At 52.9% G+C, this 13,366-nt stretch carries 9 protein-coding genes; 6 read left to right on the top strand and 3 right to left on the bottom strand.

Going from position 1 to position 13,366, the window contains the following annotated elements; genetic code table 11:
- Window positions 1-66: 66 nt before the first annotated feature.
- From RBB82_RS02115 to RBB82_RS02105, 3 genes are all read right to left on the bottom strand, one after another.
- Window positions 67-2,376 carry a LamG-like jellyroll fold domain-containing protein gene (locus tag RBB82_RS02115; RefSeq protein WP_433973468.1) on the bottom strand — a complete coding sequence of 770 codons (2,310 nt, stop codon included), beginning with the start codon at window positions 2,374-2,376 and terminating at the stop codon, window positions 67-69.
- An 85-nt stretch (window positions 2,377-2,461) separates the two neighbouring features.
- Window positions 2,462-3,616: a glycosyltransferase family 4 protein gene (locus RBB82_RS02110; protein ID WP_433973467.1), complete on the bottom strand. Its 1,155-nt coding sequence runs from the start codon at window positions 3,614-3,616 to the stop codon at window positions 2,462-2,464.
- Between the two features lie 80 nt (window positions 3,617-3,696).
- On the bottom strand, window positions 3,697-4,758 hold the full coding sequence (locus RBB82_RS02105) for an acyltransferase family protein (RefSeq protein WP_433973466.1): 1,062 nt from the start codon (window positions 4,756-4,758) through the stop codon (window positions 3,697-3,699).
- Between the two features lie 474 nt (window positions 4,759-5,232).
- Here RBB82_RS02105 and RBB82_RS02100 point away from each other — a divergent pair, with 474 nt between their 5' ends.
- From RBB82_RS02100 to RBB82_RS02075, 6 genes are all read left to right on the top strand, one after another.
- Window positions 5,233-5,952: a polysaccharide biosynthesis/export family protein gene (locus RBB82_RS02100; protein ID WP_433973465.1), complete on the top strand. Its 720-nt coding sequence runs from the start codon at window positions 5,233-5,235 to the stop codon at window positions 5,950-5,952.
- Window positions 5,953-5,989: 37 nt separating this feature from the next.
- Window positions 5,990-7,513, top strand: a complete 1,524-nt coding sequence (locus tag RBB82_RS02095) for a GumC family protein (RefSeq protein ID WP_433973464.1) — start codon at window positions 5,990-5,992, stop codon at window positions 7,511-7,513.
- A gap of 9 nt (window positions 7,514-7,522) precedes the next feature.
- Entirely contained in the window at window positions 7,523-8,494 is a 972-nt protein-coding gene (locus RBB82_RS02090) for an ExeA family protein (RefSeq protein ID WP_433973463.1), read from the top strand.
- Between the two features lie 191 nt (window positions 8,495-8,685).
- Window positions 8,686-9,405 (top strand): CpsD/CapB family tyrosine-protein kinase, encoded by a 720-nt coding sequence (locus RBB82_RS02085; RefSeq protein ID WP_433973462.1) that lies wholly within the window; start codon window positions 8,686-8,688, stop codon window positions 9,403-9,405.
- 180 nt (window positions 9,406-9,585) lie between these two features.
- Window positions 9,586-11,133 carry an O-antigen ligase family protein gene (locus RBB82_RS02080; protein ID WP_433973461.1) on the top strand — a complete coding sequence of 516 codons (1,548 nt, stop codon included), beginning with the start codon at window positions 9,586-9,588 and terminating at the stop codon, window positions 11,131-11,133.
- Window positions 11,130-13,271, top strand: coding sequence for a glycosyltransferase (locus RBB82_RS02075; protein WP_433973460.1), 2,142 nt, complete (start codon window positions 11,130-11,132; stop codon window positions 13,269-13,271). The genes RBB82_RS02080 and RBB82_RS02075 overlap by 4 nt, the downstream gene beginning before the upstream one ends.
- Window positions 13,272-13,366 lie beyond the last annotated feature (95 nt).

Raw genomic sequence — 13,366 nt, 5'->3', positions numbered from 1 at the left:
CGCTTGAAGGTTCACTCTATCCGTTTTCAATTTGTGACTGCAAGGACTGATTGGTTTGATGTTCGATCAGTTGTCGAAGACGAATACGTTGATGCTCCACGGCGGCAGGGTTGCCGTGAAGTTTGAGTTCCACGGTCCGTTCTTTGAAGAGACGGGGGCGGCCGACCAATCGCCCTGACGTGTCTTGTCGTACTGGGCTCTGCCGTAGGTCCATTGCTGCACCGATCTGCCTGCGGCCTTGTTTGCAAACGCGATTGGGACCGTGTGGGCCTCATCTCGATCACGGTTGATGAGGATGACTGCGTAGGACGATCCATGTGTCGCGGCGTAGCTTAAGAGCCATGGAGCTTTTTGCAGGTCGGTCTGGGTGCGGAGCATGTGCTCGCCTTCGGTCACAAATCCACTTTGCGAGATTAGCTGAAATGCGCGGCCAGCGGGATAGAGATCTCCGGGGTGAATGCCGATGGCGACCTCTCCTTTGTTCGGAACCGAACCAGTGAAGACGAGTGCGGGGATGCCGCACTTCCACCAGCTGTAAGCTGTTTCGCCCTTGTAGTCGTAGTTGAAGGTGGAGCAGACGTTCGGACTGCCCTGGGCAAACCATGATGCAACCTGGACACCGGCCTGCATGTATTCGGCAAGCTGGGAGGTGACAAAGAGCGGGGTGACGGCTCCTATGGTTTGCTTGGACCACATGTTTCCGGCCTGCTCACCATCCCACTCGGTGACCCAGATGGAGTCGGCAGACTTGCCTGCGTTGAGGAGAGCCGTCTGGATGGCGAGGAGTCCGCCACGGAGACGACTTGCGTTTGAGGCGACACGATCCTGATAGAGGGTGGCGCCGTCGGTGATGGGATCGTGGACGGGGTAGTTGTGGAAGATGACCGCATCGTAGCTGGCGCCATTGAAGACGGGAAGGCTGAACCCGGCCTGGTAGGAGTAGATGGAGAGGCTGACGGGCACGCCGATCTTGATGGAGGGATCTTCGGCCTTCATCGCTTTATAGAAAGCGGGCTCGTACTTTGCGTAGCTATCGCCGGAGTTGGGCTGGTCATGGAAGTCAGTTTCGCTGTAGTTGGAATAGACTTCGTTGCCAATCTCCCAATATTTTATTCCGTACCCCCTGGTTCGATTTGCGTAGCGGACGAGGCTGGCTCCGTTGACTTCAGGATCTCCGCCGGCGTTGCAGGCTGGGGGGTTGGTTCCGTAGTTGACGGTGTAGACGATGCTGAGTTTCAGCGGCTTGGCGATGCCTTCGATGTAGTCATCGGGACCGGGCTTGGAGGCGGTGCTGGCAACCTTGCCTGCGGCCCCCTGCGTTTTTGTGCATGCGCCGCGGCCTTGCCAATCCTGTAGATCGGCGTCGATTCCTCCCTGGCCTTCGGCGTAGCGGAGCGAGGTTACACCGGTTTCTTTGAGGCCGGAGAGCAGGGAATTGCGCACCTGTGGAGTTGAGGTGTTGGGACTCAGACCAGCGAAGCCGAGTACATCTTTGTGAATGGTTCCGAGCTTTTGTGACCCGACGAAGACGCCGCCTTCGGGGATCTTAGGGAATTGAGGTGCGAAGTCTGCGGCGACCTGGGCTGGGCTCCACGCAAGGTGCGAGATGGATATCTTGGCCAGCGTCATCTGCGTTGTGGACTGACAACAACCGGGAAACAGCTTGTAGAAGAAGACCTTGTTGTCGAGCGAGCCTTCATACTTGCCGGTGGCGACGGGGACGCCGTCAACGTAGAGATTGAGAGTGCCCTGGGACCAGGTGAAGGCGACCCGGTGCCAGGTGTTCGGCGTGTAGCCACACTTCTGTACCGTCGCTGCCGCTGCGGCGTCGTTTGTGTAAAGTCCACTAAAACAGATTTCGTTGTTGGTCTTCCCAGCTCTGAGAGCGACGATCGATTTGCCTTTGACCGCGGGCAGCAGGACGGCGGGAACAGGGTAGTTGGGCGCGTCCGCATTGATCCAGGCGGAGACGGTTCCTTGATGCGTGTTGAGTGGAAGCCCCTGGTTTGCGATGCCATAGCTTGCAGTTTTGACAGAGGCTGCCGTCTCTCCGTCGTTTACCGGGCCTTCGGCGCCTCCGGTAACTCCTCCTGCACCGAAGGAGTGTGCTGATGACGTGAGATCGTACTGGCCAACGTAGTCGTAGAGTGGAACGGGAGTGCCGGCCTCACAGAAGCCCCAGTAGACGTAGACGCCGGGCTCCGCAATGTAGAACTGATCGTACTTCGACTGGCAGGCGTTCTCTTTGGGTGGGGTGAAGACGGAGCCGGGTGGGATATCCGAGGCTCCTGCGGCGGCCTGGAACGCAGCCGCGCGATGCAGGTTGGTGGTCGAGATGATCCATAGAACTGTCAACCATACGGCTTCAATTTTCATCGGAGCTTCTCCTTCGTGAGAGGGACGTTGCACGCAGAAGATGTTTCAGGGACGCAGTGGTCGTTCGACTGTTGTTGGCTGGCCTTTACGCCTTTGAGCCTACTGTTGCGTGAACGATGGCGTCCGCAGATAGTTCTTCGATCACTACTTCGTACTGATCTCTGACCTTGTCCCAGACGAAGTAGTCGAGATAGGAGGCGTGACCTCGGAGCCCCATCTCCTGGCGATAGGCTGGGTCTTCGATCAATTTTCTGAGAGCGCCTGCCAGTGCTTCGGGGTTGTTCGGTGGGACAAGAAGGCCGCCACCGTAGGCTAACGCCTCTGGAATACCGCCGACATTGGAGGCGACGACGGGAAGGCCAGTTGCCATTGCTTCTATGGGGGCGAGAGGGAAGGGATCGTTCCAGATGGAGGGACAGGCGAAGATGCTGGCGTTGCGAAGCATCTCGGCGAGTGCCGCGCCGGATTTGTAGCCGACGAGTTCCGTGTTGTTTGCCTTGAGGCGCTCCAGTTTTCTTGTGTACCGGGTGCCTTTGCTGTTGCCGAAGCCGGATCCGCCTACGATCTGACATTTTGCGACGACTCCGCTTTTTTCGAGGATCCGCATCGCTTCAAGCAATACATGCACGCCCTTGTATGGAACGAGGCGGCCGGTGAAAATCACAGTGGGGATTGAGTTGTGATCTCGCTCCGGTGGACGAAACTTTACGCCGTCTGCGCCGTTGTAGACGATGTATGTCTTCTCAAATTTGTTCGGCAATGCTGCAGCTGCTTCTCGTCGAAGGAACTCGCTGCAGAAGACGATCGGCGTGTGTCGAAGGGCGTTGATCTGGCCGCTGTTCGCTTGCAGGAGCATTGAATTGTGCATGTGCAGCACGACCTGGATGCCGTATTTGTCAGCAATCGTCGCGAGTGTAGCGGCACATGCGGGACGATTATGGACATAGACCACGTCACCTGCTTTGACTCTTTGCAGCAAGTCTTGAAAGAGGTAGATATAGGTCCATTTTTGAATTGGCCAGGGCGATCTGTAGATCACGGGATGAACTGTGCCGACTGAACTCCAACGTGGGAGCTCATAGAGACGTTCGATTGGGAATCCGTAAGAGTCATCGAATGAGGGGCAAATGACAACTTCTTCGCCATCACGCAGCGTATTGGCAGCCCATCTGGAGATGGCGCCGCCGTTTACTTCGGAGAAAGGCTCTCTTTCGTCGAGCAGATGATAGACCGTCTTCACAGAGATATACCCCTTACTAAGTGTTTACCATTTTTATCCCTCTAGGGGGTCTGACTGGGTGTTGCTGCAGATCGAGTCAGCTATGAGGATGCTACTTGCTGGGGCGCTTGAGCTAAGGCAGCTGCGGCGGCGCGTTTTGAACCCCACTGCATGATGGGTTGCTCGTAGAAACGGAACGACAGGTACGCGATTGTGATTGCCACTGGGATCTCGAAGATGGCTAAGAGGCGAAGGGAATGTTTTGACACTGGACTGGTTAGACCGAATAGCTTTTCTCCCGCCACGATGACGATTGCATGGTATAGATAGACGCCGTAACTGATTCGACCCAGAGCCGCCAATGGAGGAAATGAAAAGATGCGGCTGAAGATCGCATTTTCATTCAGAAGAATGTGTGCGGTGATAAAGAAGGCGATTGCCGCAATCAGGCTGTAACCGATGCCATTGAAGAGAAGGTGATTTTCGGGGTAGGAGAATGCCTCTCCAAGCCACCAATGCACGCCACCATAGATCAACAACGCTGCCGCGCAAGCCCACACGGAGATTGTTTTAAGAATGGATGTAGTTCTCTCGTGGCTCATGCAGAGAGCAAGTAAGCTTCCGGCGGCGAGCCCATCGAGGCGAAAGGGGGTAAGCACGTAGATGGCCACTGCGGGTACGTGAGGGGTGAATAGTAGACGTAGGAGCGGATCAAGGAGCAGTACCGCGCACGCCAATATGGCAAGCCTTCTGCGGCTTAGATAAAGCACTGCAATAGGCCATAGCAGGTAGAAGTGCTCCTCTACAGCCAGAGACCATGTATGGAAGAGCATGAGGACTGGGTGTCCTGTTGCGTCTACAACGTTGCCGAGGAAGAAGATGTATCCCGCTGCTGCCCATGGACTTATATGAGGTGAAAACAGGATGCCGATAGCGAGTACGGGGATGAGAGGAGGCAGAATACGAAACACTCTCTTCCGGTAAAAGTTGCTCCAGTAGTCTTCATTATTTTTGGATTTCAGGAGTATGCCGGTGATTAGAAAACCTGAGAGCACGAAGAAAAGATCGACTCCGGTCCAACCGGTGTTCAGCAACTCGTGATGATGCAACAGCACCATCAGAATTGCTAAACCGCGAATCCCATCCAGTCTGGCGATTCTCACGGTTGGCCCTCCCGCGAACCATTGCGAAATGATTGCCTCAGAAGGAGAGAATAGCATGCATAAGTTTTCGCACTAATCATTGGTCCTTCAATGGTAAAGTAGGCACATGTCAATGTAGTCGAGTTATGAACACATCAAACTGCAATCCACTTAAGTGAATTTAGTTCTTGGATGCTTCTTGTACTCCCTGTAGGCTAAGGGTAAGCACGATTGAAGCTAGTTACATAAGTCGATTGTGTTGATTGAGAAGGGTCGGTGTTGAAAGAGGCGAGAGGCATCAGTGTTGCATTTATGTGAACTGTATTTGGCCGACTCGTTTTGTTGAGTGGTGTTGTGTCGGGTTCCCGGTTTTTTTTGTTTGAGGAATCGCAGCATCAAGAGCTGTTCCGGGAGCCAATTGTTCTGGGATTGAATCGCTTTTTGTATACGCGCTTCGCGGCCCGTCGCAACCAAAAGGAGAGGCGAGCAAAACCTATGATCAGGATCAACGTCAATCATGCATTCTATCTTTCAGCGGTCCTGGCAGTTGCAGGATCCACGATGGTTGCTCAGCAACCGAAAGCGTTAGCGGCTAATTCAACCAATCAAACCGCAGGCTCGGGTCCGCGGCCTCAACTTCAACAACACTTTCCTCGGTATGTGATTCATCGCCAGGACTCTTTGTTGATTCAGTTCGCGCTGTCTCCTGAACTGAATCAGACGGTTACGGTACAGCCCGACGGCTATATCAACCTGCAGAGCGCTCCGAGTATCCACGTTGAAGGGCTTACGGTGCCTGAACTGGCAGATGCAGTGAAGCAGGCCTACTCGGGAGTGCTGCACGACCCGATCGTGAATGTCGACCTGGAAGATTTTCAAAAGCCGCTGTTTACGGTGACTGGTCAAGTTGCCAAGCCGGGCCAGTATGAGCTTCGGCAAAACATCTCCGTTTCGGAAGCAATCGCAGTTGCCGGCGGACTGCAGCCTACGGCGAAGACTCAGATATTCCTGTTTCATCGAACTCCCGACGGATCCATGTTCCAGGTGCAGAAGTTCGACTTGAAGGCTGTATTGAACGGGAAGAATTTAGAGGAAGACGCCACAGTGAGGCCGGGCGACATGATTGTTATTCCGGAGAAGTTCATTGTGCAGTTCAAGAAGTATGTGCCGTACTCGTTCAACGCTGGCACCTTCCTTGATCCAGCTCAATTCTGAGTGCGTTTCTATCATCGCGAAGAAAACCGGTTAATGTTTGCAATCAAAAGGTGGTCACCGCATGACAAATATGACTACAGATTATTTGGCGAAAGACGTTCCTAGGATGATTTCGCCTCGAGAGCTGATCTCACCGCTATTTCGCCGGAAGAAGTTACTGTTTCTTGTCTTCCTCGGAACCTTTGCGGCCATTGTTATTTTGTCGTTCCTATTTCCGTCACCTTACAAATCTCAGATGTCGATCCTGGTTAATCGCGAGCGCCAGGATCCACTGGTAAGTACGGAGTCCACGGCTCAGTTACCACCTGGCGCGCAGGAAGTAACTCTCGAGGAGATTACCTCTGAGGCTGCGCTTCTTCAAAGCGCGGATTTACTCGAGAAGGTCGTTCTCGCTACCGGGTTGGCGGATGACCATGGATTTTCGGTATGGCAGCTGTTGCATCCGTTCCGGACACGAGAAGATAAAGTGGCGTTTGCTGTGAAGGAGCTTGCGAAGCAAATTAAAGTTACAAATGAAATCAACTCTAATTTGATTGATGTGACTTATAGCTCAAAAAATCCGAAGACGTCTTATGCGGTACTGAACTCGCTTGCTAATTTCTATCTGGAGAAACACGTATTGGTTCATCGCTCACCGGGTTCGTATCAATTCTTTTCCGATGAGACGGATAGATACCGGCAGGCCTTGGAGGCTTCAGAGCGCAAGCTGCGTGAGTACGGACAAAAAGAGGGCGTGGCTGCTCCTGACATGGTGCGCACGGACATGGCGCAGCAGTTAGCTCTCACTGTCGGTGAACTACATGCTGCTCAACAGGCAGCGGCAGCAGATGAACAGAAGCTACAAAGCGATAAGAGACAGATGTCGGTGATCCCAGCGCGATCCGCTACGCAGCAAGCGTCCAGTTCAGCGGACCGTCTGCTCGATCAGTACCGTGCGACACTGCTCGCGGCGCAGACGAGACGGACGCAGTTAGCTTTGAAATATGATCCGCATTATCCGTTGGTGCAAGAGGTAGACCAAGAGATTGCTCAGACGCAAGCTGCTATTGCAGACGCTGAGAAGACGCAGTATCTGACGCAGACCACGGACAGAGATCCTACGTATGAACTGTTGCGTGAGGACATAGCCAAGACCCAAACGGATCTTGCTGCTCAACGTGCGACGGTATCAGCGGCCCAGCTCAGCTTGAAGAGCATGCAAAACCAGATGGTCGATCTCGACCAGAAGGCTTTGACGCAGCATGATCTTCAGCGCGAAGCGAAGGCAGATGAAGATAACTATCTGCTTTACCTTTCGAAGCGGGAGCAGGAGCGAACCACGGATGCGCTCGACAAGACAGGAATCGCGAACGTGGCCATTGCTGTTCCTCCGGCCATCCCTGTTTTGCCGGTATACAGTGTGCCGATTGTCCTGGTTGTCGCGTTCGGCCTAGCCCTTTTCCTCAGCATCGCAACTGCTTATGCCGTCAATTACTTCGATGCTACATTTCATACCCCCAATCAGGTCATCGAGACACTTGGAATTCCAATTGTGGTGGGTATGCCCAAGAAGGCAGCTTAGGTTCATACGATGATATTGAACTACTACAAACTGCGTGAACAGCCTTTTGGTGCTACACCTGACTCGCGGTTTCTGTTTGCCAGCGAGACGCACAGGGAAGCGTTGGCTTCCTTGTTGTATGGTGTCGGTGCGGGGCGCGGGTTTGTTGCGTTGATTGCAATGCCTGGCATGGGTAAGACGACCCTGTTGTTTGAAAGCATGCGTCAGCTTCGTGGAAGTACCAAGACGGTTTTTCTTTTCCAGACGATCTCCAGCCCCCACGAATTTCTGGTTGCGTTGCTTGCGGATCTTGGAGTTGAAGACACGAGCGGAGGTCTGATCGCACTGCAGGCGAAACTGAATGACATTCTTGTGGAACAGGCGCGTCAGGGAGAACGCCTTGTCGTTGTAATTGATGAGGCACAAAATCTTGACGACTCTGTGCTCGAGTTTGCGAGGATGCTGTCGAACTTCGAGACAGAGCAGCAAAAGCTGGTACAGATTATTCTTTCGGGCCAACCGCAGCTTGCGGCAAAACTGGCATCTCCCCAACTGATGCAGTTACGGCAACGAATTTCGATGATCGCTTATTTGCGGCCGCTCTCGGAGGAGGAGACGGGACTCTACGTCGCACACCGGCTTCGAGTCGCGGGTTATAAGTCGGATAAGCCAATGTTTACGTCGGCGGCGATTAAGGTGATTGCTCAGCAGAGTAAAGGAATTCCTCGAAATATAAACAATATTTGCTTCAACGCGTTGTCGCTGGGTTGTGCTTTGAAGAGAAACATGATCGACGCTGGAGTTATCAAAGAAGTGATGGGGGATCTTGATCTTGATCCTGCAAAGTTTCTTGAGCCTGCGTCGGGGAATAAGGGAAGACGCTTTTTTTCGAATTTAGCTCCAGCGTTGAAGCGCAGCTTCGGAGGCTGGGTTCCGATACTGGGTTTTGCAGGTGCAGTGCTATTCGTTACAGGATGGATTCTCATTGATGCGATTCGATAAACAAATCCGCCGCAACGAAGCAGCGATGAATCCCACTTCGTCAAGATGGGCTGACTTCGCAGATCTTCATGAGCGGTTCAACTCGTATTCCTCTGGATCACAGTTTCTATTCGTTCTTGAGAATGAACTATCGGAATCGGCATGAAGCGTATTACGTCCATCTTCGAGCAAGCGAGCAGTGGAGGCAGCCAATGAGTAAAAACTTTGAATTATTGCAGCAGATGCAGCGCGAACGAAGTGATTCGGTTTCTTCCTTACTTGAGGAGAGTCACTATAGCGGCGGGGATTGGGCGAGTGATGAAGCCCTTCGGCTGGTGCAACAGATTTTTCTCACACCAACGCAGCATGCGCCGCGTGTTGTGGTGTTTGCCGGTATTGATCACGGCAACGGCTGCACGCAGATCTGCGCGTCGGTCGCTGAGACGCTGGCAAAGCACACATCCGGATCGGTCTGCATTGTCGAAGCTAACTTCCGCTCTCCTGGACTCCCAGATTTGCTGGGATCAACCAACCCTCTCGGCCTCACGGACGCACTGCTGCAAGACGGTCCGATACGATCGTTTGCGAATCCGGTCGGCATCGACAAGCTGTGGCTTCTCTCCTGTGGAAGGCTTACCGCGGACTCGACGAGCCTTCTGAGCTCAGAGCCAATCAAAGCTAGAGTTGCCGAGCTACGTTCGGAGTTCGACTTCGTCATTGTTGATGCTCCGCCACTGACACGGTATGCAGATGCGATTGCGCTCGGGCAGCTCAGCGATGGAATCGTCATGGTTCTTGAAGCAGAGACGACGCGGCGGGAAGCTGCGCAGATGGCAGCGACCAATCTCCGATCGTCGCACGTTTCTATCCTGGGCGCTGTACTGAACAAGCGAACCTACCCGATTCCTGAGAAGCTTTATAAGTGGCTTTAGCCGCTAGATATCAAGGCGATCTACCGGATGGAGTAGACCCAATTCCGTAGTTGTGTAGATCAGAGAGCCTTCAACGGATTATTTCTGGATCGAGCGTTCACCATGATCCACCGGAGAGATTCTCTTCGTAAAACTTTAGCTGCGTCACTTGCCGGATAGCCCACTTTCACGAGAGATCAGATGTCGACTGCAATAGTAAAGCCGAGTCATTCGAGAAACGAGGCACGGCGGTCTGTTTCTTCCGGACGGCAGGGTTTGAGCTGGGCGCTCATGGTGCCTCTCCTCTTTCTTATCGTTCACGGCACGTTTTCTTTCCAGTCGGGTACTGCGGTCGGGGGGTTCTCTCCGGGCGGCGTTTCGACACACGACCCTGGTATTTTCGGATACGCTTTTGCGGCTATCTCTTATCTGATGGTGGCATGGCTCATTCAAACCAAGCTGAACGGTGTTATTTCACTTGCTGTGCATTTCAAGATTCTGACGTTACTCGCATTGCTTGCAATGGCCTCTGCTGTCTGGTCGCAGAGTCCAGCAAAGTCCCTTTTTTATGGAGCACTCTATCTCGTCAGTACTCTGTTCGGTTATTACCTTGTGATCCGCTTCGAACCTGACGAGATCATGGAGATGGTGAGCAGGCTTGGCGTTTTGACAGCGGTGCTCGGCCTTCTTGTGGTCATTCTTCTTCCACGCTTTGGCTTGACCCACGGGGATGCTCGAAATGGTTCGGGGTGGCAGGGGCTCTTCAGCGATCGAACGGGAGCAGCGAAGTCGTTCGTCTACCTGATAAGTCCTGCATTAATTTCTCGAGGGAAACGGAGCACGGTTGTCTGGCTCCTGTCGATTTTATTGATGTTAGCGATGATCTATATGGCGCATTCGGTTACAGCCATCTTTATCCTTTTCATTTACCTGATGTTTCTGGTCGTACTACGGGTAAGCCGGAGAGTTGATTCCAGGCTTCTGGTCATGGCCATTGTCATAGGGGGATTCCTCGCTATGCTTGCGGCCTTTATCGGGATCGAGTACGGCGCGGAGGTGCTGAAGGCCTTTGGGCGAAATCCAACTCTGACCGGTCGAACCGCAATCTGGCGTGCTCTGGCAATCTCCATTCTCAAACGGCCCCTGCTTGGCTATGGCTACTTTGCCTTCTGGCAGGGGGTCAAAGGAGAGTCGGGGAGGGTTATTTACCTGACCCACTGGACGTTCGGTTATGCCCACAACGGAATCATCGAGATATTTCTCCAGTTAGGTACGACGGGTGTCGTCCTGTTTTTTATCACTCTCTTCAAAGCGATCAAAGATGCCTGGTATTGTTTCCGCAACGACTACCAGGGTACTTACGATTGGTATGTGGGACTGGTTGTCATCACAATTTTCTACAACATTGACGAAGCCACTGTAGTTTGGCCCAACGACTTACTCTCGGTTCTTTACGTTGTGACGTGTTGTGGATTGGCGATGGGGGCGGCGCGATTGCGAAGGGAAAAAGCCGAGGGCGGGACGCGCGGATTGAGCGTTGTCTCTCCCTCGTCCGGCAGGTCACATACTGTCTTTGGCAAACATGGGGGAAGTTTAGCGAGATCTATAACGAACACTCTTCGACAGGACTTGACGTACCTCATCCATGTTCTTTGGGCTGTCCCTCTTCTGACGCTGAATTCTTATATTTTCGGCAGCAGTTATAAAAATAATAAGTATGAACGTCTTCATCAGGAATTGCTTTCATGAAATTTTTGTCCAAGAGTGTGCTTGCTAAGAATGCTGGATGGATGTTCCTCGGGCAAGGACTTGGTTACGGTCTACGCATGGCGTACTTCATCGTCATAGCGAGACTGTTAGGCGTATTGCAATACGGTATCGTCGTTGGGGCGTTTGCACTTGTTAATCTGGTAGCGGAGTACAGCAGATTAGGCAGCGGGATGGTATTGCTGCGATATGTATCGCCGGACCACAACCGGTTCGCGGTCTATTGGGGCAACATCCTGATGATTACGTCCGTGATGAGCGGTCTGCTGATCCTTGTTCTGCATCTGATTGCTCCTCATATTGTTAGTCCGGCCACGGCGGCAATTGTTTTTATTACGGCGATTGGCACTTGTTTCTTTGAACAGATCACCGTAAGCGCAACGCAGGCGTTTCAAGCATTTCAGGATATGCGGACTGCAGCTTTGTTCAATCAGATGACATCGCTGTTTCGAACGGTTGTTGCTATAGGCATGCTTGTGACTTTGCACCGTGCATCGGCGCGGCAGTGGGTGGTAGCTTCCGCTGCTGCTTCTGCGATCGCAATGATTGCCGCATTGGTTGTTGTGACTCGTCGACTAGGTTGGCCCCAGTTCTTACCATACCTGGCCTGGCGACACGGGAAGGAGGGTGTGGAATACGCGTTTGCGTCATCGACGACGAGCGCCTACAACGATCTCGACAAGACCATGCTCAGTCACTACGGGATGAGCGCGGCGAATGGCATCTATGGTATGGCCTATCGCATCATAGAGATGGGCACAGCGCCACTCACATCGATACAGCTTGCCGCGCAGCCGCGGCTGTTTCAACTGGCCGAGGCCGGTTTCGATCGGCCGATTCGACTTGGCCGTCGCTTAATGAAACATAGTTTGTTGGTAAGCGTAGCTACTGCTTTGGGTATGTATGTTCTGGCTCCGTTGATCCCGCTTATGGCGGGCCGCGGATTCAGTGAAGGCACCTCGGCCTTGCGCTGGCTTTGCTTCATCCCTATCTTCAGGAGTGTGCACGCTACCTCGGGTAGCGTTCTTACAGCGATTGGCCGGCAACGTTATCGAAGTATCACGCAGATTATCGTTGTCGCTTTGAATTTCGGACTGAATGTCTGGCTGATTCCTCTTTACGGTTGGCACGGTGCCGCATGGTCGAGTCTGGCAACCGACGGTACGCTCGCTCTTTTGAATTGGAGTCTTCTGGAGCGAGAGGGCAGGAAGTTTGGGAAAGAAACAACACAAGTCGTTGCAGAGCGAGGGTCACTGATCATGAGCACGGCCGATATTCTAAAACCGTTGGTCTCGATCATTATTCCTTTCTACAACCAGCCGAAGTATGTGACCGAGGCGGTGCTCAGTGCAAAGAATCAAGACTATCCCAATGTCGAGATCATCGTGGTGGACGATGGATCTACCGTGCCTGCGGACTCTTTGATCGAGCGAACTCCGGGAATAACGATACTGCGCACCGAGAACCGAGGTGTTTCGGCTGCGAGAAATCTTGGATTCACTAAGAGTTCAGGAGAGTTTCTTATCTTCCTGGACGCGGATGATCGACTGATGCCGGGCGCCATTGAGGCGCATCTGCGGGCTCTCGAGAGTCACCCTGAGGCTGGCCTGAGCTTTGGACCTACGAAGATCATTGATCATGATGGAGTGGAGGTGCGGGCCGCTCATATCTGCAGGCCGCGAAAGGAGTACTTCCTTCCTCTTCTGGAGAGCAATCTGATCGGCTCTCCGGGAGCGGTCATGATGCGAAGAGAGAGTTTTGTGGCTGCAGGAATGTTCAACGAATCTTTTTCGATGGGTGAAGACTACGATCTCTACCTCAGGATTGCGAGGCAGAGACCGTTGGTCCGGCATACCTTCTGTACATTGGAATATCGCGAACATGGCTCCAATACTTCACAGGCTCAAGAGAAGATGTTGATGGGCACGATGCTCGTGCTGGATCATCTGGAGCCGGCACTCACGGATTCGGAACGAAGGAAATTAATACACGCACGGCGTCGGTGGGAGCATGCGTTCCGACCTAACGCCAGCTTGAAGTATCGATTATGGAATCTTTACTACAGTTTCAGGACCATGTGGAATGTCCCCATTCGCTCTTATTTTGGGAACAAGCATTAAGTAGAGTTCATTCGTAGTGGTTGCTCGACACGCCGACAAAGACCTGCTGGATTCTGATAAGAAAGCGCTATGCCCGGAGACGGCTTCGGATCATT

Origin of the sequence: Tunturiibacter lichenicola (genome assembly GCF_051013355.1) — a bacterium.
In the GTDB taxonomy this organism is placed as follows: domain Bacteria; phylum Acidobacteriota; class Terriglobia; order Terriglobales; family Acidobacteriaceae; genus Edaphobacter; species Edaphobacter lichenicola_F.
The sequence above is the reverse complement of the archived record's forward strand: the minus strand, read 5'-3'. Positions and strand labels throughout refer to the sequence as shown.